25 protein-coding genes are annotated in these 26,783 nt (G+C 63.9%); 14 read left to right on the top strand and 11 right to left on the bottom strand.

Annotation, left to right across the window (positions count from 1 at the left end; translation table 11 throughout):
- The first annotated feature begins 98 nt into the window (after positions 1-98).
- From XF30_RS25275 to dusA, 3 genes are all read left to right on the top strand, one after another.
- A complete protein-coding gene (locus XF30_RS25275) occupies positions 99-1,160 on the top strand; it encodes a GNAT family N-acetyltransferase (RefSeq protein ID WP_109144159.1) in 1,062 nt (353 codons plus the stop codon).
- 22 nt (positions 1,161-1,182) lie between these two features.
- Entirely contained in the window at positions 1,183-2,481 is a 1,299-nt protein-coding gene (locus XF30_RS25270; protein ID WP_109144158.1) for a lysine N(6)-hydroxylase/L-ornithine N(5)-oxygenase family protein, read from the top strand.
- A gap of 1,252 nt (positions 2,482-3,733) precedes the next feature.
- Positions 3,734-4,720, top strand: coding sequence for a tRNA dihydrouridine(20/20a) synthase DusA (gene dusA, locus XF30_RS25260; RefSeq protein ID WP_225187467.1), 987 nt, complete (start codon positions 3,734-3,736; stop codon positions 4,718-4,720).
- Positions 4,721-4,825: 105 nt separating this feature from the next.
- Here the strand turns inward: dusA and XF30_RS25255 are convergent, their stop codons facing one another.
- The 5 genes from XF30_RS25255 to XF30_RS25235 form a co-directional block, all read right to left on the bottom strand.
- Positions 4,826-5,380 (bottom strand): TIGR02281 family clan AA aspartic protease, encoded by a 555-nt coding sequence (locus XF30_RS25255; RefSeq protein ID WP_036001607.1) that lies wholly within the window; start codon positions 5,378-5,380, stop codon positions 4,826-4,828.
- Between the two features lie 28 nt (positions 5,381-5,408).
- A complete protein-coding gene (locus tag XF30_RS25250; protein ID WP_036001604.1) occupies positions 5,409-5,612 on the bottom strand; it encodes a DUF1289 domain-containing protein in 204 nt (67 codons plus the stop codon).
- A 44-nt stretch (positions 5,613-5,656) separates the two neighbouring features.
- On the bottom strand, positions 5,657-7,252 hold the full coding sequence (locus tag XF30_RS25245; RefSeq protein ID WP_036001601.1) for a sensor histidine kinase: 1,596 nt from the start codon (positions 7,250-7,252) through the stop codon (positions 5,657-5,659).
- Between the two features lie 162 nt (positions 7,253-7,414).
- On the bottom strand, positions 7,415-8,815 hold the full coding sequence (locus XF30_RS25240; protein WP_420886316.1) for a sodium:proton antiporter: 1,401 nt from the start codon (positions 8,813-8,815) through the stop codon (positions 7,415-7,417).
- 228 nt (positions 8,816-9,043) lie between these two features.
- Complete coding sequence (locus XF30_RS25235) at positions 9,044-9,916, bottom strand: NAD(P)-dependent oxidoreductase (RefSeq protein WP_036001597.1); 873 nt, start codon at positions 9,914-9,916, stop codon at positions 9,044-9,046.
- A gap of 182 nt (positions 9,917-10,098) precedes the next feature.
- On the opposite strand from XF30_RS25235, the gene XF30_RS25230 reads away from it, so the two are divergent.
- The 4 genes from XF30_RS25230 (at position 10,099) to XF30_RS25215 (ending at position 14,266) form a co-directional block, all read left to right on the top strand.
- On the top strand, positions 10,099-10,536 hold the full coding sequence (locus XF30_RS25230; protein WP_036001594.1) for a VOC family protein: 438 nt from the start codon (positions 10,099-10,101) through the stop codon (positions 10,534-10,536).
- 53 nt (positions 10,537-10,589) lie between these two features.
- Positions 10,590-11,726, top strand: coding sequence for an Mrp/NBP35 family ATP-binding protein (locus XF30_RS25225; RefSeq protein ID WP_109144155.1), 1,137 nt, complete (start codon positions 10,590-10,592; stop codon positions 11,724-11,726).
- 207 nt (positions 11,727-11,933) lie between these two features.
- The gene (locus XF30_RS25220) at positions 11,934-13,022 is read left to right on the top strand and encodes a TRAP transporter substrate-binding protein (protein WP_109144154.1); all 1,089 of its coding nucleotides are present in this window, start codon (positions 11,934-11,936) and stop codon (positions 13,020-13,022) included.
- Positions 13,023-13,177: 155 nt separating this feature from the next.
- Positions 13,178-14,266, top strand: coding sequence for a TRAP transporter substrate-binding protein (locus tag XF30_RS25215; RefSeq protein ID WP_036001586.1), 1,089 nt, complete (start codon positions 13,178-13,180; stop codon positions 14,264-14,266).
- A 437-nt stretch (positions 14,267-14,703) separates the two neighbouring features.
- Here the strand turns inward: XF30_RS25215 and XF30_RS25210 are convergent, their stop codons facing one another.
- Entirely contained in the window at positions 14,704-14,913 is a 210-nt protein-coding gene (locus XF30_RS25210; RefSeq protein ID WP_036001583.1) for a hypothetical protein, read from the bottom strand.
- Positions 14,914-15,165: 252 nt separating this feature from the next.
- Between XF30_RS25210 and XF30_RS25200 the strand changes: the two genes are divergently transcribed.
- The 4 genes from XF30_RS25200 (at position 15,166) to XF30_RS39495 (ending at position 17,796) form a co-directional block, all read left to right on the top strand.
- Positions 15,166-15,840, top strand: coding sequence for a response regulator (locus XF30_RS25200; RefSeq protein WP_057028815.1), 675 nt, complete (start codon positions 15,166-15,168; stop codon positions 15,838-15,840).
- Position 15,841: 1 nt separating this feature from the next.
- Complete coding sequence (locus tag XF30_RS25195) at positions 15,842-17,215, top strand: sensor histidine kinase (RefSeq protein WP_109144152.1); 1,374 nt, start codon at positions 15,842-15,844, stop codon at positions 17,213-17,215.
- 103 nt (positions 17,216-17,318) lie between these two features.
- Positions 17,319-17,594, top strand: a complete 276-nt coding sequence (locus XF30_RS25190; protein ID WP_036022224.1) for a ribbon-helix-helix domain-containing protein — start codon at positions 17,319-17,321, stop codon at positions 17,592-17,594.
- A gap of 31 nt (positions 17,595-17,625) precedes the next feature.
- Entirely contained in the window at positions 17,626-17,796 is a 171-nt protein-coding gene (locus XF30_RS39495; protein ID WP_349644206.1) for a type II toxin-antitoxin system RelE/ParE family toxin, read from the top strand.
- A 173-nt stretch (positions 17,797-17,969) separates the two neighbouring features.
- Here XF30_RS39495 and XF30_RS25180 read toward each other — a convergent pair whose 3' ends face one another.
- From XF30_RS25180 to XF30_RS25160, 5 genes are all read right to left on the bottom strand, one after another.
- Entirely contained in the window at positions 17,970-19,259 is a 1,290-nt protein-coding gene (locus tag XF30_RS25180; RefSeq protein ID WP_109144151.1) for a M20/M25/M40 family metallo-hydrolase, read from the bottom strand.
- Between the two features lie 118 nt (positions 19,260-19,377).
- Entirely contained in the window at positions 19,378-21,033 is a 1,656-nt protein-coding gene (locus XF30_RS25175) for a TRAP transporter large permease (RefSeq protein ID WP_109144150.1), read from the bottom strand.
- A gap of 27 nt (positions 21,034-21,060) precedes the next feature.
- The gene (locus XF30_RS25170) at positions 21,061-21,642 is read right to left on the bottom strand and encodes a TRAP transporter small permease subunit (protein WP_036001566.1); all 582 of its coding nucleotides are present in this window, start codon (positions 21,640-21,642) and stop codon (positions 21,061-21,063) included.
- Positions 21,643-21,811: 169 nt separating this feature from the next.
- Entirely contained in the window at positions 21,812-22,831 is a 1,020-nt protein-coding gene (gene moaA / locus XF30_RS25165; protein WP_109144149.1) for a GTP 3',8-cyclase MoaA, read from the bottom strand.
- A 266-nt stretch (positions 22,832-23,097) separates the two neighbouring features.
- The gene (locus XF30_RS25160) at positions 23,098-23,805 is read right to left on the bottom strand and encodes an HAD family hydrolase (protein WP_109144148.1); all 708 of its coding nucleotides are present in this window, start codon (positions 23,803-23,805) and stop codon (positions 23,098-23,100) included.
- A 183-nt stretch (positions 23,806-23,988) separates the two neighbouring features.
- Here XF30_RS25160 and rpiA point away from each other — a divergent pair, with 183 nt between their 5' ends.
- Genes rpiA through gor form a run of 3 tightly spaced genes read left to right on the top strand, consistent with a single transcriptional unit; the run spans position 23,989 to position 26,695 of the window.
- Positions 23,989-24,720: a ribose-5-phosphate isomerase RpiA gene (gene rpiA, locus XF30_RS25155; RefSeq protein WP_109144147.1), complete on the top strand. Its 732-nt coding sequence runs from the start codon at positions 23,989-23,991 to the stop codon at positions 24,718-24,720.
- Complete coding sequence (locus XF30_RS25150; protein ID WP_036001556.1) at positions 24,717-25,259, top strand: DUF2059 domain-containing protein; 543 nt, start codon at positions 24,717-24,719, stop codon at positions 25,257-25,259. Before rpiA ends, XF30_RS25150 begins: the two co-directional genes overlap by 4 nt.
- A gap of 47 nt (positions 25,260-25,306) precedes the next feature.
- Positions 25,307-26,695, top strand: a complete 1,389-nt coding sequence (gor, locus tag XF30_RS25145) for a glutathione-disulfide reductase (protein ID WP_109144146.1) — start codon at positions 25,307-25,309, stop codon at positions 26,693-26,695.
- The last annotated feature ends 88 nt before the right edge of the window (positions 26,696-26,783 follow it).

The following is a 26,783-nucleotide window of genomic DNA, read 5'->3' as shown; positions in this document are numbered from 1 at the left end:
TTGTAGAGAATCTAATCTGCGTGTGCGCGCATTCCTTGTCAGCCTGTAGGCGAGTGATCTACACCACGCCTCAGCGATGATCGAGATGCGAGGGCCGGATGAACAAGGCTTCGGATTCCGGGACCGGACCTCGTGCGTTCCCGGTCGGCCCATATTCCGCTCAGACCGTTTTCCAGGAGGGCGATCGCCTTCGCGTCGTCGCCGCCGATGTGACCGCGTTGGAACTGCGTCTGCGCGAGCGCGTCGATCACCTCGATATCCTGAATGCCTCGGACGACCGCGAGGTTGCGGCACGGGCGGTGTCGGCGTCCGCCGAGGCGCTGTTTGCCTGGCGACCTGGCGCCGATCGGCTCGTTCTGGACTTCGCTGGAAGAGCGCCGCTTGCACGAGAGCTGACCGAGAGTGGTCTTGCCATCATGTCCGAGGGGCGACTGGTGCTGCCGCCCGAACTGGTGATGCAGCGGCGGGACAACTGGCTGGTCAACCCCGGGCGACCGCCATTGCCGCAACTCCACGTCATGACGGACGGCAAGCGCCATCCGCGCCGCGCCGCGAAGCCGGCGGGAAAGGTGTACGGTCGTTTCATTCCCTGGCTGTCGGAGGTCATCTCGTTTCGCGTGGCCGATCTCGAGAATGACCTCCATTTGTTGCACCGCTGGATGAACGATCCTCGCGTCGATGCATTCTGGAACGAGGCGGGCGATCTCGACAAGCATCGGCGATATCTGGCCGGCATTCTGGCCGATCCTCATATGCTGCCGTTGATCGGCTGCTTCGGCGAGCAGCCGTTCGGCTATTTCGAGCTCTATTGGGCCAAGGAAAATCGCATTGCGCCGTTCTATGATGCCGACGACTATGACCGGGGATGGCACGTGGTCGTGGGCGAGGACGCTTTTCGCGGCGCTCGTTACATCAGCGCGTGGCTGCCGTCTCTGATGCACTACATGTTCCTCGACGATTGCCGCACGCAGCGGATCGTCGGGGAGCCGGCGGCGGCGCATACGCAGCAGCTTCGCAATCTCGAGCGCTCGGGATTCGCAAGGATCAAGAACTTCAACTTTCCCCATAAGCGCGCGACCCTGGTCATGCTGTTGCGCGAGCGCTTCTTCGGCGATCGGCTTTGGCTTCCGGCAGCCGCCGGCCCAACGGTCTCGTCTTAAAGCGCAAGCGGAGCGCGGCTTCATGTCCCATCAACTTGCGATCGAGCACGACGTCATTGGCGTCGGATTCGGGCCTTCCAATCTCGCGCTCGCCATCGCATTGGACGAATGCGCGAAGCGATCACGGCTGAAATGCACGCCGCTGTTCGTGGAGAAGCAGCCGCACTTCACCTGGCATGGCGGCATGCTGCTTCCGGGCAGCGACATGCAGATATCGTTTCTCAAAGATCTGGTCTCCTTGCGCGATCCGACCAGTCCCTTCACCTTCGTGAACTACCTGCATAAGCGCGGCCGCCTACTGGATTTCATTAACTGCCGGACGTTCTATCCGAGCAGGGTCGAGTTCAACGATTACCTGCAGTGGGTGGCGAGCCATTTCAAGTCGCAGGCCGCTTACGGCGAGACCATCGTCGCCGTCGAGCCGGTGACGGCCGGGCAGACGGTGACGTCGTTGCGGGTGCATTCGCGCTCGCTCGCCGGCGGGGAGACCGTGCGGCTGGCGCGAAATCTCGTGGTCGCGGTTGGAGGCCAGCCCTATGTTCCGCAGGTGTTTGCCAAGGCTGCCGACGATCGCAGGCTGCTGCATTCCAGCCGCTATCTCGACCTGATCGAGCGCGTTGTCCCGCGCGGCCGGTCCGTGCGTGTGGCCGTCGTCGGTGGCGGACAGAGCGCGACCGAGGTAACGGTCGATCTTCATGGCCGATGTCCCGAAGCGCATATCGATCTGATCTTCCGCGGCCATGCTCTCAAGCCGTCCGACAGCAGTCCCTTCGTCAACGAGATCTTCAACCCCGACTATACGGACTTCGTCTACGCGCAGCCTGCCGAGCGGCGGGATGCGATCGTCCGCAACTTCCGGAACACCAACTACGCCGTCGTCGATGCCGACCTGCTGGACCAGCTTTATCGGCTGCTCTACCAGCAGCGCGTCGGTGGCGACACAAGGGTCATGTTGCGTCCCCGCAGCGAGATTTCCAATGTGGATGCGGGACCGGACGGCATCGAGATCGGCGTGATTGACAAGTTCCGCGGCGAAAACCGTCGTTCGACTTATGACGTGGTCGTGCTGGCGACGGGATACGACAGGGAGACGCCGCACGGGTTTCTCGAACCGATCCGCCGCTACATTCGCGATGCGGCGCTGGATCGCAACTACCGGCTCGTGATCAATCCGGCGTTCCGGCCGCAGATCCACCTCCAGGGCTATTCGGAATCCTCTCACGGTCTGAGCGACACGCTGCTTTCGGTGATTGCCGTGCGGTCGCAGGAGATTGCGGAGTCTCTGCTCTCGACAATCTCGCGCCGGGAACTCATCGCCTAGAACACGATCCGGGAGAGATCGCAGCTCCAAAAGCCTTGCGCGGATGGAGACTGAAACGCATCACGAATCGTCCCGTTCTCATTACACAATAGCCGGCGTTCTCGCGGTCACCCTGCAGGCGTGTTCCGCTGTCGCTTTGGGGTTCCCCGATCTAGAACCTGTCTAATCGAGATCAACCGCAGCGTGTACGTGTGAGACAACGCCGATTGGCTTTGCTAGAGGAGTTCTTAGAACGATCTTGGAATTTCTGAAAGTCTAGCTGGAATTGACCGTGAGGAAAGCTCTCGTTCCCAAGCAGGGGCAAAGCCTTCTCCCTGAGCGGATTGCAGGCATTCTGGTTCACAGTCCGCTTGCGGCGTTGGTTGGCAGAGAGCCCGTGACGCGCATGCACTACCTCCTCGAGATTGCGTCGCTTCACACCAAGGCCGAGCTCCTGGCGCAGCCGGGCTTGGGACGTTCAGGCATGCGTCACATCGAGAACTGGATGGCCTTTCACGGACACCGCATGCGCGACGTGAATGAGAGTCTCGATAGCGTCATCTGCCGCTTTGCGTTCCGACGTTCTTCCGTTCGGAAAGGAAACGTTCGTTCTCTCCCCTTATCGGCGTTGCCCTCGCGTTTCACGCGGGCGGCTGGTGGCTAAGGCGGTACATGCGCTGGCGCAAAGCAGGTCGATTGTTTTTAGACGCTGTCTCACGAGCTTGAGCATTGGACCGGCGCTCCCTGTCGAAGCCAGCGAGCTCGCCCGAGTGCTCGCAGGCGAGCTACTGCTTGAGCTTGGTGTAGCGCCGCGGCGTACGCCAATCCTCGTGGCCCGCAACAAGCGAGGTAAGGACGGCCGAGTGGCGAAGCCTGATCTGATCAGGCGCAACCACGCTGCACAGATTTGCTGCATGGCGACTTGATCGGAGCAGCCTGCGCTGCAATAGCGTGCTTGATTTCGCTTTCGATCTCTCATGTTGGTTAGGGGCTATCGTGTCCACGACATGTGCACCGGGAGATCAAGGCAAATCTTCCGACGGCCCACGTGAGTGAGCATGCTCTTCGCGCGCTACTCGCTGGCAGCGGACTGGTCGCGTTCGACGTGTACGCGTTCGAGCGCGGCGCCGCGCCGTGTTGCCGCGAACCGCTTGCCGTCTGGTCTGGCGCCGGCCTTCCCCGCGCCGATTGGCTCGCAGAGCGTGCCATCGGGCCCGGCACGGTCATGAAATCCGCTATTCCCGTCGGGGGCTCGAAAGTCTATATGATCCATATGTTGTCTCATCGCTTTTCCGTGGCCCCCATGATGGATTGGACCGACCGGCATTGCCGGGTGTTCCACCGTCACCTGACGCGGCGGGGATTGCTCTATACCGAGATGCTGACGACCGGCGCGATCATTCACGGCGACCGGGTGCGGCTGCTTGGGTTCGACGCGGTCGAGCACCCCGTGGCGCTTCAGCTCGGCGGATCGGATCCGCGCGAGCTCGCGGCGGCGGCACGGATCGGCGAGGACTTCGGTTATGACGAGATCAATCTCAATGTCGGCTGCCCGTCCGATCGTGTGAAGGATGGCCGTTTCGGCGCCTGTCTAATGGCCGAGCCGGAGCTGGTGGCGAGGTGCGTCGACGCGATGAAGCGCGTGGTCGCCGTTCCCGTCACGGTGAAGTGCCGCATCGGCATCGATGATCAGGATCCGGAGGTCGCGCTCGATGCGCTCGCGCGTGCGGTGGTCGCCGCGGGGAGCGATGCGTTGATCGTGCACGCCCGCAAGGCCTGGCTCAACGGCCTGTCGCCGAAGGAGAACCGCGATATCCCGCCGCTCGACTATGATCGCGTCTACCGGCTCAAGCGCGCGATGTCCGATGTGCCCGTCATCATCAATGGCGGCGTTCGGAGCATCGACGAGGCAAAGGCGCATCTTGCCCATGTCGACGGCGTGATGCTCGGCCGCGCCGCCTATCAGGAGCCGTGGCGGCTGCTCGCGGTCGACCACGAAATCTTTGGAGGGCCGGCGCCGCACGCCACCATGCAGGACGCGCTCGAGGCGATGATGCCCTACATCGAAGAGCAGCTCGCGCACGGCACGCGGCTGCACGCGATCACGCGGCATTTCGTCGGCGCATTTCATGCTGTGCCCGGCGCGCGTGCGTTCCGCCGGCATCTTGCCGAGCAGGGTGTGAAGCCCGGCGCCGGTCTCGACGTGCTGCGCGAGGCGATCACGTGCGTCGGGGCCCGCGCGCCGGCTGAGGCGGCCTAAATGAGCGGGAGCATGATCCGGAAAAGTGCGCAGCGGTTTTTCGAAAAGATCATGTTCAAACAACAACCTAAAGCGCGAGACGATTCATCCTAATCGCATCGCGCTTTAGTCGACCGCCGTGCGCGCGCGGCGGGGACTGCGCTGCTGCTCCGGATACCCTGTCAGCATCAGCGTGTCGGCGCGCACGCCCCAGCTTTCCAGCCGGTCGAGGAAGCTCATGCCGAGCAGATTGGTCTTCATCTGGCCGCGCTGCACGACGAGGGCCGGCACCGACTTCTCGACCAGCTTGCCGACGGCGAGACGGTCGAGCGTGAGCCGCGCTGCCTTGGTGTGGCCGCCCGCGGTCTCGAGATCGACGTCGTATTCAAGCATCTCGAGCGGCAGCCCGATCGCCCTTGCGGTTTCCCAGGTCAGCACCACCGACGTCGCGCCGGTATCGATCACCATCGGCGCAGTGACGCCGTTGATCTTCGCGCGCAGCGTGAATTCGCCGCCCTGGCCACGCGGGATCTGCACGGCCGGCGCCGGGGAGGCGGCTTGTGCGCGAAAAATATGCGAGACCTTGTGGCTGGCGCGCGCGATCTGGTCGGGATCGCCATAGGCGACGACGGCACCTGCCGTGCCGGCGAGCATGATCAGGACGAGCAGGAAGCGGATCATCGCGCGCCTCCAAGGGCACGCAGGCGGATCAGACGTGCTTTGGGGATCCAGCGATCCGCACTAGTCCGGCTTCCGTCATGCGCTCCGGCAAGAGGGCCATGATCGCGCGCCGGTCCGCGCTCTCCATGGCGTGCCAGCGTGCGATCTCCGGCAAGGTGCGGCCGCAGCCGAAGCACAGCTTCGTCTTGGGATCGATCATGCACACGGCGACGCACGGCGTTTCTTTGCTCATACGGACATAGTGAGGGATGATCGGGCATGTCTGCAAGCATCTCGTTAAGAGCCTGTGCCGGCACTCATGATCGGCTTGTGCCGCGGCCGGCGTTTCTCGTCCGGCACGACGGAGCTCTCCGGCTGGAGCGGTGGAGAATCGTCCGAGAGTGGGGCAAGCGCGCTCATCACGCGCTCCGGCGGGAATGTGACGATCACCTCGGTGCCGATGCGCAGCTTCGATTTCAACGTGAACGTGCCGCCGTGCAGGTCGATCAGGTTCTTGGCGATCGGCAGGCCGAGGCCGGCGCCCTGTTCGGCCGACTTGATCGAATTGGAGCCCTGGCCGAACGAGGCGAGCACGACCGGGATCTCGTCCTCGGGAATGCCGGAGCCGGAATCCCTCACCGAGAGATATTGTCCGCCGGAGGCGGTCCAGCCGGCCTTGAGCCAGATCTCGCCGCCCTGCGGGGTGAACTTGATCGAGTTGGAGAGCAGGTTGAGCACGACCTGGCGGATCGCGCGCTCGTCGGCCCAGAGCCGCGGCATCGCCTGCTCGAACACTTCGTGGATGGTGATGCCGCGGCTCGAGGCACGCAGCTTCATCAGATGATGGCAATCGGCGACGATGCCGACCAGGGACACCGCTTCCTCGTTGAGCTCGTAACGGCCGGCTTCGATCCGCGACAGATCGAGGATCTCGTTGATCAGGTTGAGCAGGTGCACGCCGGAATTATGGATGTCGGCGGAATATTCCTTGTAGACCGGTACCGCATGCGCGCCGAAAATCTCGCTCTTCATGACCTCTGAGAAGCCGAGGATGGCGTTCAGCGGCGTCCGCAGCTCGTGGCTCATCTGCGCGAGGAAGCGCGACTTGGCGACGTTGGCGGCTTCGGCGCGGTGGCGCGCTTCGTCCGAGATTGCCTTGGCCTGCTCCAGCTCGCCGATCAGCGCGTCCTTTTCCGCACGTGCTTCCAGCGTGGCGAAGGTGGAGGAGTGCAGGCGGTGCGCCAGCAGCACGAAATAGCCTTCGGCGGCGAGCGACAGCGCTGCCAGGATGTAATTGTCCAGCGATCCGGTCGTCACGAAGCTCAGCGCCATCGCAACCGCGACCGGCGCCGTGGCGGCGAGGGCTGCGATCGGCAGATTGGCCGCGAGCATGCTCGATACTGCGATCACCAGCAGCATCAAGAACATCATCAGCGTTTCCGTGACCATGTCGAGCACGGGATGGATCAGGATCGCCATCCAGCACAGGCCATAGAGCAGGTCGAGCACGACGAAGCGCGTCCGCCATGCGCGTGTCGCGGCCGGCGAGGCGGGCTCGGTCAGGAAGCGCCGGCAGCTGCGGATCATGGCGCTGTGGATGCAGAGCATGCCCGCGGTCCAGGCCGCGGCCGGGATCGGCTGCATCCATAGCCCGAACAGCACGCCGGTCGCCACCACCAGGAGCATCACGACATAGGAGGCCGACAGCCGGGTCTGGGCGTATTGCCGCAGCATCTCGGCGTCGAAAGCCGGCCGGGTTCCACTGGTCGACGTTAACTTGTCGCGCGCCTCGCGCACCCGCTGCGCCGCAGCCCTTCGGCTGCTCGCCGATGGCGCGCTCACCGGCTCGGCCGGAAGCTGCACGACCTCAGGCTTTTCAGCGGGGTTACTCATCAAGCAACACGGATTCCTGCCCACGCCGGACGCGGGCTTTCTGCATTGTCTATCTCTGGCAAGAAATCCTTAAGAGCTGACTTAAGGAGCTAAAGAATTACGTTAACCGAACGTTAATTCATACGCAGTCCGGGCGGCCGCTTTCATCAACCCGCGCTTCAATCATCTGAAGAAAACGAGCGTGACCAACCCGAAGACCGGCAGCAGCAGGACGGAGGTCCAGGCCATGTATCCGAAGAAGCCGGGCATTGCGACACCACTCGCTCGGGCAATTGCGTACACCATGAAATTGGGCGCGTTGCCGATGTAGGAGTTTGCGCCCATGAACACCGCACCGGCGGAAATCGCGGCAAGGGTCAAGGCGCCGTTCGTCATCAGATGCTTGGCGTCGCCTCCGGCAAGTTCAAAGAAGACCAGATAGGTCGGCGCATTGTCGAGAAAGGATGAGAGCAGGCCGGTTAACCAGAAATATGCGGCATTGTTCGGCGTGCCGTCTGCGTTGGTGACCATGTTTACGACGGAGGCAAACGCGCCGGATTTGCCGGCGTTGAGAATCGCGAGCACGGGAATGATGGTGATGAAGATCGCGGCAAACAGCTTTGCCACTTCGATCATCGGGCCCCAAGAGAAGCCGTTCGCGTCGTGGTCCTCCTTCGAGGTGACGGCGAGAGATGCGAACACGACTCCGATCATCACGGCATCGCGCAGGAGATTCTGCACCTGGAGATGCGTGCCGAGAACTTCAAATCCGCCGAGGTCGAGCTTGGCACTCAAGAGGATCGCAGCGATGATGACTCCCATCAAAGCGAAGTTGAGGCCGCCGCTGATCCGCAAGGGATTGTCCGGAGTTGGGTCCGGTTTGACGCGGCCTTCCTTGCGATAGAGATAAGTATCGATGCAAAAGAACAGGGCGAGCAGAATCCAGGCCGCGAACGTGGTCTGGGGAAGCAGGTGTGTCGTCGTCCAGAAAAAATCCACGCCGCGCAGGAACCCCAGAAACAACGGGGGATCTCCAAGGGGGGAGAGCGAACCGCCGATGTTGGACACCAGAAAGATGAAGAAGATCACGACGTGCGCGTTGTGCCGCCGATCGTCATTGGCGCGGATCACCGGTCGGATCATGACCATTGAGGCGCCGGTCGTGCCGATGACGCTCGCGATCAGAGTGCCGAGAGCGAGCAGCAGCGTATTCAGGACGGGGGAGCCGTGAAGATTGCCGCGCACCACGATTCCGCCGGCGACGGTAAACAGAGCGAGGAGCAGCAGAATGAACGGGACGTATTCGAGCAGCGCCGTATGAACGAGCGCTTGGACGGTTGGAAGCGGGCCGTACCAGATTGCAAGCGGCAGCGCGATCAGGGTGGCCCACATCGCGGCAATCTTGCCTTGGTGATGCTCCCAGAAGTGAGGCGCGGCGAGCGGAAATATGGCGATCGAGAGCAGCATCCCCGCGAATGGAAGCGCCCATTGCGGGCCAATGCTGGCACCATCGAGCGATGCGGCAAGCGCCTGTGCAGGAGATCCAACCAGGATCAGGAGCGCGACCGGGAGCAGGCGCGCGATGAGCCGGGATCGCCGCACGCCCAAACCTGCGGCAATCCTGGCGGTTCGGAGTCGAAGCTCCGGCGCGAATTCGACGCGGGCAACAGCAAGGATGGCGGCGATCACGCTAAGCAAGGCTCCCCCCGGAAGTCTATGGTTGTTCGGTCGGTGCGCTCGACACAATTCGTCGCGGCCGAGGTCGCGACGAAGTTCAAAGCCGGCTACGCCGAACCAGGCCGCAACAGAGCGTCAGCGTTGCAGGCGTGCGAGCAGGCTCGACGTATCCCAGCGCTTGCCGCCCATCTTCTCGACCTCGGAATAAAACTGATCGACGAGCGCGGTCACCGGCAGATTGGCGCCGTTGCGGCGGGCTTCGGCCAGCGCGATCGAGAGGTCCTTGCGCATCCATTCGACCGCGAAGCCGAAATCGTACTTGTCCTCGTTCATGGTCTTGTAGCGGTTCTCCATTTGCCAGGACTGGGCGGCCCCTTTCGAGATGGTCTCGATCACAGCGGCGACGTCCAGGCCGCTCTTCTTGGCGAAATGGATGCCCTCGGAGAGGCCCTGCACCAGACCGGCGATGCAGATCTGGTTGACCATCTTGGTCAGCTGGCCGCTTCCGGCGGGCCCGAGCAGCTTGCACATCCGCGCATAGGCGCCCGTGATGATCGGCTCGGCGCCGGAATAGGCGTCCTGCGCGCCGCCGCACATCACCGTCAGCACGCCGTTCTCGGCGCCGGCCTGGCCGCCGGACACGGGGGCGTCGACGAATTTGAAGCCGGCCTTGGTCGCGGCCGCGTCGAGCTCACGGGCGACCTCGGCGGAGGCAGTGGTGTGGTCGACGAAGGTCGCACCCTTCTTCATGCCGGCGAAGGCGCCGTCGGGGCCGATCGTGACCGCGCGCAGATCGTTGTCGTTGCCCACGCAGCACATCACGAAATCCTGACCCTCGGCGGCGGCCTTCGGGGTCGGCGCGGTCTTGCCGCCGAACTTGTCCGCCCATTCCTTCGCCTTCGCCGCGGTGCGGTTGTAGACGGTGACCTCATGGCCCCCTTTTTTCACGAGGTGTCCGGCCATGGGGAAGCCCATCACGCCAAGACCGAGGAAAGCGACTTTAGCCATAGTGGTACCTTGTCCGTAGTTCGGGTTTACGGTTCTTGCCAAGCGAGGGATGCCTGGGTTCCGCGGTGAGGGCGGACCGGAGGCGCACCATAAACCCTTGAGGCCAGAGGGCAACGGCTTCGTTTGGCGGCCTGCCGTGCTAGGGTGGCGACCCAAGGACTTCAAAACAAGGGAGCGAGAGAATGGGCGGCGTGAGCGTGGGCGTCCTCGATCATTTCAACATCCGGACCCGGAATCTGGCCGAGACCGTCCGCTTCTACGAAGACGTGCTGGGCCTGGAAAAAGGCGCGCGGCCGAACTTCGCCTTCCCGGGCGCCTGGATGTACAGCGAGGGCAGGCCGGTGGTTCACCTCGTCGACATTTCCCCGACCGACGAGCCACAAAAGCCGGATTCCGGCGTTGTCCACCATGTCGCCTTCGCCAGTCGCGGCTTTGACGGTATGAAACAGCGGCTGGCGTCAAAGAAGATCAAGTTCGAGGCCCGCCAGGTGCCCGGTGGCGATCTCTGGCAGATCTTCGTCCACGACCCCAACGGGGTCATGATCGAGCTGAACTACGAGGCTGCCCTGGAGCAGGGGGCGGCGCCGGCCGAAAAGGCGGACGATATCGGCAGACAGTAGCCTTTTGGGCGTTTCCGCTCTAATGGGGCATCCTCAACTGCAGGAGATGCGCTTTGAGCGTGACGCAGCAACAGGTTCTCGATAGCCTCGCCAGGGTCCAGTCGCCCCGCGGGGTCGCGCTCCCCCATGCCAATGTGCTGAGCGCGATCAGCGCCTCCGACGGCAAGGTATTCTTCTCGATCAATGTCGACGCCGCCGAGGCAAGAGCCTGGGAATCCGTCCGGGCCGAAGCGGAAGCCGCCGTGCGCAGCATTCCCGGTGTCACCACCGTCATGGTGGCGCTGACCGCCGAGCGCAAGCCGGGCTCCGCGCCGCCGCCACCCCCGCAGCCGAGCCGCGGCACGCCCGGCGTGCAGCCGGCCCATGCCCACAAGCCGCCCCAGGGCGGGGGGGCGCCGATGGCGCGGCAATCGGAAATTCCCGGCGTTGCCGCCGTAATCGCGGTCGCCTCCGGCAAGGGCGGCGTCGGAAAGTCGACCACGGCGCTCAATCTGGCGCTCGGCCTGCGCGACCTCGGCCTCAAGGTCGGGCTGCTCGACGCCGATATCTACGGCCCCTCGGTGCCGCGCCTGACGGGCCTGCGCGACAAGCCGGAGCTGAACGACGAGCGCAAGATGATTCCGCTTCGGCGCTTCGGGCTCGCCATCATGTCGATCGGCTTCCTGGTCGAGGAGGAGACCGCGATGATCTGGCGCGGTCCGATGGTGATGTCGGCGGTGACGCAGATGCTGCGCGACGTCGAATGGGGCAAGCTCGACGTGCTGGTCGTCGACATGCCGCCGGGCACCGGCGATGCCCAGCTCACGCTGGCGCAGAACGTGCCGCTCAAGGGCGCCGTGATCGTCTCGACCCCGCAGGACCTGTCCCTGATCGATGCGCGGCGGGGGCTTGCCATGTTCAAGAAGGTCAACGTGCCCGTGCTCGGCATCGTCGAGAATATGAGCTACTTCCAATGTCCGCATTGCGGCACCAAGTCGGATATTTTCGGCCATGGCGGGGCGCGGCACGAGGCCGAGAAGCTCGGCGTCCCATTCCTGGGCGAGATCCCCCTGCACATGGCGATTCGCGCCACCTCGGACGCCGGCAATCCCGTGGTCGACAGCGAGCCGGACGGCCCTCATGCGGCGATCTACCGCGCCATTGCCGGCCAGGTCCGGGACCAGCTCAAGGGTGTCATCGCCGCGGCCTGAATGGGGGCACCGCGGCAGGCTCCGGGGCATGCGACTTTCGTAGAGCCCCGTCATGTCATTGTCGCGTTCCGAAACCGGGCTGGCCGTGTTAAAGGCCCCCCCGCAGTCAAGCCCCTTCGGTTCGACGCGACCTCCACGCGTCGCCGGAACGAGCGGCGGCAAGAAGAGAAGTCAAGGGGAAACGCCCCAGCAAGGAGAGACCTGAAGATGAAGCGTCGTGATTTTCTCAAAGTGTCGGCAGCAGGCGCGGCGGCGACCGCGGTGGCCTCGCCGGCGATCGCACAGTCCTCGCCCGAGGTGAAGTGGCGCCTGACTTCGAGCTTCCCGAAGTCGCTCGACACCATCTATGGCGGCGCCGAGCAGGTGGCGAAGTACGTCGCCGAGATGACTGACAACAAGTTCCAGATTCAGGTGTTCGCCGCCGGCGAAATCGTCCCCGGCCTCCAGGCGCTCGATGCGACCTCGAACGGCACGGTCGATATGTGCCACACCGTCTCGTACTATTACGTCGGCAAGGACCCCACCTTCGCGATCTTCGCCTCGGTGCCGTTCGGCCTCAACGCGCGCCAGCAGAACTCGTGGCTCTATCAGGGCGGCGGCAACGAGCTCGCCAACGAGTTCTTCAAGAAGTCGAACGTGATCGGCTTCCCATGCGGCAACACCGGTACCCAGATGGGCGGCTGGTTCCGCAAGGAGATCAAGACCGTTGCCGACCTCTCCGGCCTCAAGATGCGCATCGGCGGCATTGCCGGCCAGGTGCTCCAGAAGGTCGGCGTGGTGCCGCAGCAGCTCGCCGGCGGCGACATCTATCCGGCGCTGGAAAAGGGCACCATCGACGCGGCCGAGTGGGTCGGTCCCTACGATGACGAGAAGCTCGGCTTCGCCAAGGTCGCCAAGTACTACTACTATCCGGGCTTCTGGGAGGGCGGTCCGACCGTCCACGCCTTCGCCAACCTGGAAAAGTTCAATGCGCTGCCGAAGAACTACCAGGCGATCCTCACCAACGCGACGGCGAACGCCAACAGCTGGATGGCTGCGCGCTACGACATGCAGAACCCGGCGGCGCTGAAGCGCCTGGTCGCCGGCGGCACCCAGCTGCGTCCGTTCACCAACGAGGTGCTGGAAGCCTGCCTCAAGGCGACCAACGAGCTGTGGGCCGAGGTCTCCGGCAAGAACGCCGACTTCAAGAAGGCCATCGACGCCATGCAGGCCTACCGCTCCGACGAATATCTGTGGTGGCAGGTTGCCGAATATACCTACGACAGCTTCATGATCCGCTCGCGCACCCGCGGCTGATCTACGGCTCAGGTCGTAAGACCACTAGCCCGGCCTCCCCAGGAGGCCGGGCTTTTTCTTTGCGATCGGGATGGCATTCGGTCCCGTGATGCTCCATTCTGTCGGCAAGCCTCGCAAAGAAGGCTCCACAATTAGATCCATTAGGGTAGGAAATCATGAAGAGAAGAGACTTCATCAAGGTCACAGGACTTGGTGCGGCCGGCGCCGCCACGCTCGCGGCTCCCGCGATCGCGCAGTCGATGCCGGAAATCAAATGGCGCATGCCGACGAGCTGGCCGAAATCGCTCGACACGCTGTTTGGCGGCGCCGAGATGATGTGCAAGATGGTTGCCGAGGCGACCGACAACAAATTCCAGATCCAGATCTTCGCGGCCGGCGAAATCGTGCCGGGCCTGCAGGTGCTCGACGCCGTGCAGAACGGCACCTGCGAGATCGGCCACACCGCGTCCTATTATTATTTCGGCAAGGACCCGACCTTCACCTTCGGCTCGGCCGTGCCGTTCGGTCCCAACATGCGCATCAACCAGGCCTGGTACATGCTGGGCGGCGGCCGCGACGTGCTCAACGAGTTCTACAAGAGCTACAACGTCGTCTCGCTGCTCGCGGGCAACACCGGCTGCCAGATGGGCGGCTGGTTCAGGAAAGAGGTCAACACGCCCGACGATCTCAAAGGCATGAAGTTCCGCATCGGCGGCTTCACCGGCCGCGTGCTCCAGAAGCTCGGCGTGGTGCCGCAGCAGCTCGCCGGCGGTGACATCTATCCGGCGCTGGAGAAGGGCACGATCGACGCCGCCGAATGGGTCGGGCCCTATGACGACGAGAAGCTCGGCTTCTACAAGATCGCGCCGCACTACTACTACCCCGGCTGGTGGGAAGGCGGTCCGATGCTGATGGCTTTCGTCAACCTCGACAAGTGGAACGCGCTGCCGAAATATTACCAGAGCGTGCTGGAGCAGGCCGGCCACTACGCCAACAATTACATGATGGCGCGCTACGACAACGCCAATCCGCTGGCGCTGAGGAAGCTGCTCGCGGGCGGCACCAAGCTGCACGCCTTCTCGCCCGCGATCATGGACGCCTGCTACAAGGCGGCCAAGGAGCTGCACGCCGAAGTCGCTGCGACCAATCCGAACTTCAAGAAGGTGAACGACTCGCTCGCCAAGTTCACGAGCGACGGCTATTCCTGGTTCCAGGTGGCCGAGGTCGGCTACGACATCTTCATGGCGCGGCGCTCGCAGAGCTGATCGCGCCCCGATCGAATGCGGCACGCCCCGGAGCGAAAGACTCCGGGGCGTTGTCGCTGCTGTTGGGAGGGCGTCCAACCAAAACATCGAAAACAACCCCATGCACAGTAGACCGGGGCAGCGATATCAATGACTTGACTTCGTTACCACGAGCGATTGCGAAATTACCGAAATTTTTGACCCGTCGGGCAAAACAGTGGTAGACATGCATCATCGCCCGATCCGAAATCGTGGCGCTGAACGATGCCCCCGATGCGCTTCGATCCCGATGAAATTCAAAGAGCGCTGCGCAAGGCCTGGTCGAGTCCTTTTCCGTTAGTGCCGGCGCGCGTCGTAATGGAAAGGTCCGCGCGTTGGGGCAAGCTGAGTCGTAGCAGCCGAGCTTATTTGCCGCCAGAGGCGGACCATCGGTCGGCTGCCGAGCATCGGAAGCGCGGCTAGCGAACGACGCCTGCTGCGTCTCTTGCGCTTGGCATGAGCCAGTCGAGCCCGAGCAGGGCAGCTTCGAGAATGACGAAGGCGACAATTCCGCCGATCCAGCCGAAGAACACGATCGAAAAGGTGCCGAGCAGGATCGCGCAGAAGACGTCGGCGAGCACCTTGCAAATGCGGAAGGCTTGGTCTTCGCCAGATGGAAAATACGACATCGGGCTCCTCCAGGCGCTCATCCTGAGCGCTTGGATTTAACGACACGCCAAAACGAATGTTCCGTGGGTCAATCTTCGGCCGGCGATGATCATGTGGTCGATGACCGGGTTCATGCGCAGCGCTGGCTTACACCGACCTGACAAGGAGAGGCTATTCGGCGCTTTTTCGCTGGCCGCGGCGCCCCGAATGCTGGAAAAGAGCGCAGATGCGGCGCGAGCGGTGCGGTATCAGGAACGTCCAGCGGATATGCGATGCGCCTTCTGATCGTTGAGGACAATGCTGAGCTGTCGCGGCTCGTGGCCGGTGGGCTGGCCGCAGCCGGCTATGAGAGCGACATCGTGGGCAGCGCGGCCGAGGCGCGCGAGGCGGTGAACAGCGTCAGCTATGCCGCGATGATCCTCGACCTCGGTCTGCCCGATGCCGACGGCCTGTCGGTGCTGCGCGAGTTGCGTCACCAGATGGAGCCGCTGCCGGTCTTGGTGCTGACTGCGCGCGGCGGCTTGCAGGACCGCGTCACCGGCCTGCGCAGCGGCGCCGATGATTATCTGGCAAAACCGTTTGCGATGGAGGAGCTGGTGGCGCGGCTGGAGGCCATCCTGCGCCGCCCCGGCCAGTTGCTCGGCCGCTCGCTCACTCTCGCCAACCTCGTCTACGACACCGAGAGCCGGCAGATCTTCGTCGACGACCAGCCGCGGATCATCTCCGCGCGCGAGACCTCGGTGCTCGAGATCCTGCTGCGCCGGCAGGGGCGGGTGGTACCGAAGAAGAACGTCGAGGACCACATCTTCGGTCTCGAAGGCGACGTCGCCTCCAATGCGATCGAGGTCTACGTGTCGCGGCTGCGCAAGCAGCTGACTGAACACGGCGCCAAGGTCGTGATCCATACGATCCGTGGCGTCGGCTATCTCATGACCGAGGAGAAATAGCGTGCCCGCCGCGGGCCGTGCCGGATCGCTGACCTTCAAATCGCTGATCTCGCGCATCGTGTTTCTGCACATCGTCGCGGTCGCGATGGTCGCGATCTTCCTGCCGCTGGTGTTGTTCTGGCTGCTCAACTCCGAGATCGACCAGCTGCATCGCGATGCCATGCGCGCGCAGGCCGAGGTGCTGGCGGAGCGCATCGTCGCGCAGCCGGACGGCACGTTGACCTTCAACCTGCCCGACAGCCTCAAGGGGCTTTATTCGGACGCCTACGGCCGCTACCAGTTCGACATTCGCGATGCCGACGGAAGGTTGCTGTTCTCCTCCCACCGGCGTTCCGCCGCGACGGCGCCCTCCCGTTTCTCCGACACCGTCTCCGGCGCCAGCGTCACGCGAGACGTTGCCGGCAAGACGGTGCGCATCCAGGTTGCCGAGGATCTGGCCCACCGGGACGTCATCATCGACGATATCGTCTCGAACTTTTTTCGGCGGGTCGGGTGGATCACCGTCCCGATCCTCCTGGTCCTGCTTGCCATCGACATCATCATCTTCCGCCGCGCGATCGCGCCGTTGTGGAAGGCCTCCCAGGAGGCCAGCAACATCGGCCCTGCACGCACCGACATTCGCCTGCCGACCGAGCAGATTCCGCGCGAGATCGTGCCGCTGGTCACCGCCGTGAACCAGGCGCTCGACCGCCTCGAGGCCGGCTTTCGCGTGCAGCGGCAGTTCACGGCGGATGCCGCGCATCAATTGCGCACGCCGCTGGCGATCCTGCGCACGCGGATCGAGACGCTCGGCGACGGCGCGGAACGGCGGGCGCTGCATGCCGACATCGAGGCGATGAGCCGGATCGTCGCCCAACTGCTTGAGATCGCCGAGCTCGACACCCTGGTGCTCGATCCCGGCGAGACCGCGGATTTGCGCGCCGTCTGTGCCGAGGTGGTCGGCTCGATCGCTCCGTTCGCGATCGCGCAACGCAAGGACATCGCGCTGAAGGGCACCGACGCACCGGTCCTGATACACGGCAATTCGGAGATGCTGCAGCGCGCGGTGTTCAATCTTGCCGAAAACGCCATCAAGTTCACGGCGGAGGGCACCACCGTCGAGGTCGAGGTGGGGGAGGACGGTTCGGTGCGGGTGCGCGATTCCGGCCCGGGGATCGCGGAGGCTGAGCGCGAGCTGATCTTCCAGCGCTTCTGGCGCGCCGACCGCCGGCGCAGTGACGGCGCGGGGCTGGGGCTCTCGATCGTGCGCGCCGTGGCGGATGATCACGCCGCCACGGTGTCGGTGGAGAACCTGCCCGGCGGCGGTGCGGAGTTCACGCTGCGGTTTCGGCTGGCGGACAAGGTCACGATAGGGGAGGAACTGGCCCGGCAATGACAATGCACCTTTTCCCGTGCGCGGAGCAGGGAGGCCCGGATGGCGCTTAAGGTATGTATGACACTGTCATATCTTGCGTTGTAGAGCACTGAAGGGGAACCACATGCGGACCAGCAAGCCGATCACCGTGACTCTTGGCCCGCAGCGCGCGAGCCTGGAAGCCCGCCTGAAGTCAGGCGAATATGCCTCTGCCAGCGAAGTCATGCGCTCGGCCCTCCGCGCCCTCGATCGTCAGGATGCCGCGCTTGACGAATATCTGGCCGCCAAGGTCCAAGCTTCGGTCCAGGATCCCCGCCCAAGCGTTGCTGCGAGCGACGTTTTCAAGCGCCTGCGGACTCGTCACGCCAGAAACGTGAAGGCAGCCAAGCGGGGCACTTAAGGTCGTATTCCGACCGGAGGCGGAGGCCGATCTGGTCGGCCTTTACGAGTACATCGCAGAACGTGCCGGCTACCGAATTGCAGGCGGCTATATCGACCGTATCGAGAAGGCATGCATGGCTCTCGCCACCTTTCCCAAACGTGGGACCAGTCGCGACGATCTTCTTCCAGGTCTGCGTACCTCGGATTCGAGCGGCGCGTGACGATCGCGTTCCGTGTCCTGAAGACAGAGGTCGAGATTGTCACAATCGCATATGCCGGACGTCATGTCGAAGACGATCTCTGAACGCTTCCTGTTCCTGACGAAACAGCTTCGCTCGGTCTCGTTCGCCGTGGAGGGCGGCAAGCCTGAAAGTGAAACGCGGCGACCGAGCCGCTATTTCAGCTTGCCGGTGGACAGGTCCATGATCATGCGTGTCGTCAGATACAGCCGCGGCACGATGCTGCCCACCTGCACATATTCGGCATCGTTGGAGTGCGCGCCGAAGGCCGACAGGCCCATGCCTTCCACCACGGCTCCTTTGGATTGCAGCGCGGCGAAAGCCGCGTCGGTGCCGCCGCCGATGGCCTTCTCGTCGACCTTGAGGGATAGTCCGATCTCCCCATAGATCGTCTTGCCATAGGCCGCCACCCGGCGCGAGGCCTCACTGGGTTCGAGCGGCGGGCGCCGCACCTCGAACTTCAGCTCGACTCTGGAATCGGGCAGCAGGCGATTCTTGATCTTGTCCTGCAGCGCCTTCTGCAACTCGTCGAAGTCGGACACCTTGAGGGCGCGCGCGTCGGCCTGGGCCGTCGCCTCGGCAGGGATCACATTGCGGTTGGTTCCTGACTTGGACACCGTCCAATTCAGCTTCAGGCCCTGCTCGGGCTTGGACAAGTCCTTCATCTGCAGCACCTGGTGCGAGAGCTCGTACAGCGCATTCACGCCGCCTTCGGGCCGTGCGCCGGCATGTGACGACTTGCCATGCACGGTGAGATAGGCCGAGCCGATGCCGCTGGTGGCGAGGCGCAGCGTGCCGTCGGTGCCGCCGCCTTCGAACGAGAACACCACGTCCTGATCCGATGCGAGCTTGGTGATGGTGCTGCGCCAGCCGGGCGAGGAGACCTCCTCGTCGCCGTTCGTGAGCACCGTGAGCGTGCCGTAATCCCTGAAGTTCAGCTTCTGCAGCAATGCCACGGTATGGAGAATGAGCGCGATGCCCTGCTTGTCGTCGGCAATGCCGAGCCCGTACGCCTTGTCGCCGTCGATGCGGAACGGCTGGTCCTTCAGCATGCCCTTCAGGTACACCGTGTCCATGTGAGCAATCAGCATGATCTTCTTGGACCCCGTGCCCTTGAACACGGCGTGCACGGCCGGCCCGATCTTTTCGGGGGTGTCGTCGAGTCGATAGATGTCAGTCGGCTGCAGGATCTCCACCGTGCCGCCGAGTTGCTTGAGCTGACCGGCAATGCGCTCGGCGATCTGGTTCAGGCCTTCGATGTCCTTGCTGCCGGATTCGATGTTGACGAGATCGCGCAGCGTGTCGAGCAGCGGCTGCTGTTCCTTCTGCGCCAGCGCATGGACGTTGGCGATCGGCTCGGCGTGCACCAGCGTTGCGGCAGATGCCAGCCAGAGTGAGGCGATCAACGTTCCAAAGAACGTGGAAGCGGGGTGCGATCGGGGCATGAGCGGCCATCCATGCGAGTGGGGGGACGGCCGGTATGCCTCCGATTTCGGTGCTTGTCACGCGCCGAGGCGCGTCATGCGCCGCTTCAGCGGAGCATGACGGCGAGCCTCGTTCCCGCTACTTCTGCGGAGGGCCGAGATCCAGCGGAGGCAGCTCGATCTGCGGCACCTCGATCTTGATCGTGCTGGGATCGATGTTCGTCTGCACGCCCTTGTAGTGCATCACCATCGACGGGAACGCGATCACGAGGCCGACCATGATGATCTGGATGACGACGAAGGGCACCGCACCCCAATAGATCTGGCCGGTGGTGACGGGGTCCATCCGCTTGCCAGTGACCCGATCGGTGTATCGCTCCTTCGGCGCGACGGACCGGAGATAGAACAGCGCGAATCCGAACGGCGGGTGCATGAACGAGGTCTGCATATTGACGCCGAGAATGACGCCGAACCAGATCAGGTCGATGCCGAGCTTCTCGGCGGCCGGTCCCAGTAGCGGGATCACGATGAAGGCCAGCTCGAAGAAGTCGAGGAAGAAGGCCAGTACGAATACGAGCGCGTTGACGAAGATCAGGAAGCCGATCTGGCCGCCCGGCAGCGATGTGAGCAGGTGCTCGACCCAGACGTGACCGTTGACCCCGTAAAAGGTGAGCGAAAAGATGCGGGCGCCGACCAGGATGAACACGACGAAGGCCGACAGCTTGGCGGTCGATTCCGTGGCCTGCCGGATCAGGTCCCAGCTCAGCCGCCGCTTCACGGCACCGAGAATGAGGGCGCCGGCGGCACCCATCGCACCGCCTTCGGTCGGCGTGGCGATGCCGATGAAGATCGTGCCCAGCACCAGGAAGATCAGGAACAGCGGCGGCACCATCACGAAGGTGGTCTGCTGCGCCATCTTCGAGAGGAAACGGAATCCGGTCAGCTTATCCACCACCCAGTTCAGCACGGCGACGGCGAATGCGAAGATGATGCCGTAGAACATGCTGAGCACCACGTAATCGGCGCCACGAGTGCTGGAATTGCGCATCATGAGCCATCCGAATGCGCAGCTCGCGAGGAACAGCACACCGAGCGATACAAGGCCGCGATCGCCGTTCTCTTCGCGGAAGCCGATGGCGTCCTTCGGCAGGCCGGGCGCCGCCTTCGGCCAGATCATGCTGACGAGGAAAGCGTATCCGGCGTAGAGGGCGGCAAGCACGAGGCCCGGGATGAAGGCGCCTTCGTACATGTCGCCGACGGACTTGCCGAGCTGGTCGGCCATCACGATCAGGACGAGGGAGGGCGGAATGATTTGCGCGAGCGTGCCGGAGGCGGCGATGACACCGGCGGCCACGCGGCGATCATAGCCGTAGCGCAGCATGATCGGCAGCGAGATCAGGCCCATCGAGATCACGGACGCCGCGACCACGCCGGTGGTCGCAGCGAGCAGCGCGCCGACGAAGATCACGGCATAGGCGAGGCCGCCGCGGATCGTGCCGAACAGCTGGCCGATCGTGTCGAGCAGGTCCTCGGCCATGCCCGACCGCTCCAGCACCAATCCCATGAAGGTGAAGAAGGGGATCGCGAGCAGCGTGTCGTTGTTCATCACGCCATAGACGCGCTCCGGCAAGGCCTGGAGGAAGTCGGGGTGAAACTGGCCGAGCTCGACGCCGATGATGGCGAAGAACAGGCCGACGGCGCCGAGCGAGAATGCCGCCGGATAGCCGAGCAGCAGCATGACGACCAGCGATACGAACATGATGGGCGCCATATTGGCGATGATGAATGCGGTCATGGATTCCCCCTACACCGTCGCCAACGGCTACTTCTTCTCGATCGCTTCAACGAGATGCTCGACTTCCGCTTCGAGCGCCGACACCTGCGATTCGTGCGGGTCCGGTATCAAGCCGCGCATCACCGCGATCCGCTTGATCAGCTCGGAAATGCCTTGGACCAGAAGGAAGGCGAACCCCACCATGATCAGGGCTTTGGCGGGCCATTGCGGCAGGCCGCCGGCATTGCCGGATTGCTCGTTGATCTGGAAGGAGCGCAGGAAGAACGGCACGCCCGTGACGATCATGACGATGCAGATCGGAATGAGGAAGAACACGTGACCGACGATGTCGATGACGTTGCGCGCCTTCTTGGGCATCGTGTTGCTTACGATGTCGATGCGGATGTGCTCATTGTCGAGCAGCGTCCAGGGCGAACAGAGCAGGAAGACGATGCTGAACAGCACCCATTGCAGCTCGAGCCACGAATTGGACGAGGTGTCGAACGTCTTGCGGATGATCGCGTTGACCGCCGAAATGACAACGGCGAGCACGATCAGCCACGCAATACGTTTGCCGGTCCAGCGCGTGAACGCGTCGATCCTGCTGCTCAGCTTAAGGAGCGCTTGCAACGATAGGTCCTCCCCCGATTGTGCCCCGGCCGTCTTGACTGCGCCGAGATGGCGCGTGGCTTATCTCGCCGCGCAGGCATGAGGCCGCCGCACCAAACCAGCGGGCGTGCCGCCAGTCAATCGGAAGTTTGTTGATAGTTAAGGGGAATAGGGCCGCAACTATACGGAGTTAGCCGCCGGTGACGCTCATGTGCCTGGAGACGCTGGGCCGGTCGTGGCGGCGGTCGATGATGAAATCGTGGCCCTTGGGCTTCAGCCCGATGGCGCGGTCGATCGCATCCGCAAGCAATAGATCGTCGCTCGATGCACGCAGAGGTTTGCGCAAATCGGAGGCATCCTCATGGCCGAGGCAGGTGTGCAGCGTTCCGGTGCAGGTGATGCGTACCCGATTACAGGATTCGCAGAAATTATGGGTCATCGGCGTGATGAAGCCGAGCTTGCCGCCGGTCTCGGCGACGCCGACATAGCGGGCCGGACCGCCGGTGCTCTCGGCCAGATCCGTCAGCGTGAACTGCTGGGCGAGGCGGGCGCGCACCAGCGACAGCGGCAGATATTGGTCAATGCGGTCCGATCCGATCTCGCCCATCGGCATCACCTCGATCAGCGTCAGGCCCATGCCCTTGCCGTGGGCCCAGCGCATCAGCGAAGGCAGCTCGTCCTCGTTGAGGTTCTTCAGCGCCACGGCGTTGATCTTCACGGCGAGCCCTGCGGCGCGCGCGGCCTCGATGCCCTCCAGCACCTTGTAGATCTCGCCCCAGCGGGTGATCTCGCGAAACTTCTTGGGATCGAGGGTGTCGAGCGAGACGTTGATGCGGCGGACGCCGCAATCGGCGAGCTCCCGCGCGTGCTTCGCAAGCTGGGTGCCGTTGGTGGTCAGCGTCAGCTCGCTCAACGCGCCGCTCGACAGATGCCGCGACAACGAGCGCACCAGCGACATCACATTGCGGCGGACCAAGGGCTCGCCGCCGGTGAGGCGCAGCTTCTTCACGCCCTTGGCGATGAAGGCCGTACAGAGCCGATCGAGCTCCTCCAGCGTCAGCAGGTCCGCCTTGGGCAGGAACGTCATGTCTTCGGACATACAGTAGAAGCAGCGCAGGTCGCAGCGGTCGGTGACGGAGACGCGCAAGTAGGTGATGGTCCGCCCGAACGGATCGGTCATCGGGGTCGACAATGCGGCGGATCCGGTCATGCGAGAGGCCTTCACTTATGGCGACGGGCGCACCTTTGCTGCAGCGGTGCGGTCGACGCAATCTAAGCATCGGACGCGGCAAGGACAATCGGGTGGTATACGTGAGTGCAGCACTGACGCATGTGACCCCCTCGGCGCGGGATTTCGGCTCGTTCGGTGCGGCTCGCAGCTGGGTTCCGCGTACGGCCGGCAACGCCCGCGGCGCCGGTGAAGTCAGCCCTCTATGCATCCATTCGGGATGTGAGGCGGCGAAAATGGCAATCCTATCAAAGCATTGCTGTTTCGCTTGCCGTCATCAGGCTGATCGCGGCCGCCGGCAGGTCGCGCATGTGGTGGATCAGGCGGTCCGGCTTCAGCTCGGCGATCGGCACGTCGGTGTAGCCGAAGCTGACCCCGATCACGGGCACGCCGGCCCGCCGGGCGACACCGACATCGGTTCCGGCATCGCCGACCATGATGCTGGCCTTCACGTCGCCGCCGGCCCGGGCCACCGTCTCCCGAAAAATAGTCGGATCGGGCTTCTGGACGCCAAAAGTGTCCGCGCCGCAGATCGCCGCGAAGCGGCGGCTGAGGTCGAGCTGGTCCAGCAGGCGCTTCGACAGCCATTCCAGCTTGTTGGTGCAGACCGCGAGGCGGTGGCCTTGCGCCGAAAACTGGTCGAGCGCGGCCTCGAGACCCTCGAAGGGGCGGGATTCCACCGCGATATGGTCGGCATAGTACGCGATGAAATCCGCAGTCATCCGGTCCATGTCCGCGGGCGTGACGGTGCGGCCCTCCGCTTCCAGCCCCCGCTCGATCAGCTTGCGGGCACCGGCGCCGATCATGTTGCGGGCCGAGGCCATCGGCACCGGCGGCAGGCCTTCGCGGTCGAGCACGTAATTGAGGGCCGTGATCAGGTCGGGTGCCGTATCCACCAGCGTGCCGTCGAGATCGAAGACGATGGTGTGAGGGGAAGTCGTCTTGAAGGAGGTCATGATTCCCAAGCGCTACCGGCCCGGTCCTATCCGCGCAAGGGGCGGGCCCATAAGATCACCTTATAGGCCTGTTCCCAGACCCTGTTCCAGGCCCTGTTCTCCTGGGAAAAACGAGGCTACATAGGCGCCCGAAACCGGCCGGAATCGGCCGCATGTTCGAGACTTCACAAGGCAGGCGCACACGTGACCATGGACCAGTTGAAGCGGCAGGCTGCGGCGCGTGCGCTGGAGGAGGTGCGCGACGGCATGCAGCTCGGGCTCGGCACCGGCTCGACCGCCAAGCACTTCGTCGAGCTGCTCGGCGAACGCGTTGCCGCCGGGCTCAAGGTGATCGGCGTGCCGACCTCCGAGGCGACGCGGGCCGATGCGGAACGCTGCGGCGTCAAGCTGACGACGCTGGACGAGATCGACCATCTCGACCTCACGATCGACGGCGCCGACGAGATCGATCCCGAGCTCAATCTGATCAAGGGCGGCGGCGGCGCGCTGTTGCGCGAGAAGATCGTGGCGGCCGCCTCGGACCGCATGATCGTGATTGCCGACGACAGCAAATGGGTGCCGACGCTCGGCAAGTTTCCGCTGCCGATCGAGGTCATCCCGTTCGGGCTCGGTGCGACGCGCCGCGCGATCGAAAAGGCATTTGCCGAATGCGGCGTTTCCGGGCAAATGGCGGTCCGCAAGGGCAAAGGCGGGGACAAGGACGGCCACGTTTTCGTCACCGATGGCGGCCACTGGATCGTCGATGCCCAGCTCGGACGTATTACGGATCCCCCCGGTCTCGCCAAGGCGTTGAGCGCCATTCCCGGTGTGGTCGAGCACGGGCTGTTCATCGGCTTGGCCAGCTCCGCCGTTCTGGCGGGCGGCGGCGGAATCCGCGTGATTGAACGGCGTAAGCCGAAAGGAGACCAGGAATGAAGAACGTGTTGAAATTCTTGCCGGCTGCGGCTCTCGCTGCGGGATTGGCCCTTTCGGCCGCCCCGGTCGCCGCGCAGCAGGCGGGCCAGAAGGCTCCCGCGGCGCCGGCCCTGCCGAAGGCGTCGCCCGCGGCGATTGCGGCAGCGAAGGAAATTCTGCAGATCAAGAACGCCGCCGGGATGTATGCGGGCGCCGTGCCGGGCATGGTCGAGAAGACCAAGGGCGCGCTGATCCAGCAGAACCTGAATTACCAGAAGGACCTCAACGAGGTCGCGCCGATCGTGGCCCAGCAGCTCAACGGCCGCCAGAGCGAGATCGGCGAAGGCATGGCGCAGATTTATGCCAGCGAGTTCACCGAGCAGGAGCTGAAGGACCTCGTCACCTTCTACAAGTCGCCGCTGGGCAAGAAGCTGATCGATGCCGAGCCGCGCGCGATCGGGCAGAGCATGGCGTTCATGAACAGCTGGGCCCAGAACTTCTCGGAAACCGTGATGGGCGCCTTCCGTGCCGAGATGCGCAAGCGTGGCAAGGAGATCTGAGCGCACCTATCTGAAAGGTCGTTCCTGATAAGGGGTCGGAGTGGATAATGGCTGATTTCGACGTCGACCTCTTCGTCATTGGTGGCGGCTCGGGCGGCGTCCGTGCCGCCCGCATCGCGGCCGGCTACGGCGCCCGCGTCATGATCGCGGAAGAGTACCGCATGGGCGGCACCTGCGTGATCCGCGGCTGTGTGCCGAAGAAGCTGTTCGTGATCGGCTCGCACGTCCGTCACGAGCTCGAGGACGCCGCCGGCTTCGGCTGGACCGTGCCGCCCGCCAGCTTCGACTGGCCGACGCTGATCGCCAACAAGGACAAGGAGATCGCGCGGCTGGAGGCGGCCTACACCGCCAACGTCGAGAAATCAGGCGCGCAGATCGTCAAGAGCCGCGCGGTGATCGAGGACAAGCACACCGTCCGCCTGCTCGAGAACGACAAGAAGGTCACGGCGAAGTACATCCTGATCGCCACCGGCGGCGCGCCCAACCATGGCGCGGCGATCCCCGGCATCGAGCACGTGATCTCCTCCAACGAGGCGTTTCATCTTGCGAGGCTGCCGAAGCGGATCGTGATCCAGGGCGGCGGCTATATCGCGCTGGAATTCGCCGGCATCTTCGCCGGCTTCGGGTCCGACGTCACGGTGATCTATCGCGGCGACAACATTCTGCGCGGCTTCGACGAGGATGTCCGGACCCATGTCCGCGCCGAGATGGAGAAGCAGGGCATCACCATTCTCACCGGCTGCACCGTGACCAAGGTCGACCGCCACGGCGAGGACTTCACCACGCATCTGTCGAACGGCTCGAGCCTCGCCTCCGACCAGGTGATGTTCGCGATCGGCCGCCATCCGAACGTCGCCAATCTCGGCCTGGAGAATGCCGGCGTCGCCATCAATCCCGCCAACGGCGGCATCGCGGTCGACCATTTCTCCAAGAGCTCGGTCGACAGCATCTATGCCATCGGCGACGTCACCCACCGCTTCAACCTGACGCCGGTCGCGATCCGCGAGGGCCATGCCTTCGCCGACACGGTGTTCGGCAAGCGCGAGGTGCAGGTCGACCACGCCAATATCCCGACGGCCGTGTTCTCGCAGCCGGAGGTCGGGACTGTCGGCCTGACGGAAACCGAGGCGCGCGCGCAATTCAGCCACGTCGACATCTACAAGACGACGTTCCGGCCCATCAAGGCGACGATGTCCGGCCGCGACACCCGCGTGCTGATGAAGCTCGTGGTCGACGGCGCGACCGACCGCGTGCTCGGCTGTCACATCGTCGGCGATGCCGCCGCCGAGATCACGCAGGCCGTCGCGATCGCGGTGAAGATGAAGGCGACCAAGGCCGATTTCGACGCGACCATCGCGCTGCATCCGACCGCGGCCGAAGAGCTCGTCACCATGCGCACCCCGACCGCACGGCACGTGCGGCAGGCGGCGGAGTAGCTGCACGAGCGGGCTTTTGCTTGCTCGCCCGCCGCTCCGCGAGGAGGCGGGCAGGTATGCCCATGCTTCGCAAGACGCGGAGCCGCAC

It is taken from the genome of Bradyrhizobium sp. SUTN9-2, from assembly GCF_003122645.1.
In the GTDB taxonomy this organism is placed as follows: Bacteria; Pseudomonadota; Alphaproteobacteria; order Rhizobiales; family Xanthobacteraceae; genus Bradyrhizobium; species Bradyrhizobium yuanmingense.
Note: the sequence above shows the minus strand (reverse complement) of the source record. Positions and strands in the feature narration are given on the sequence as shown.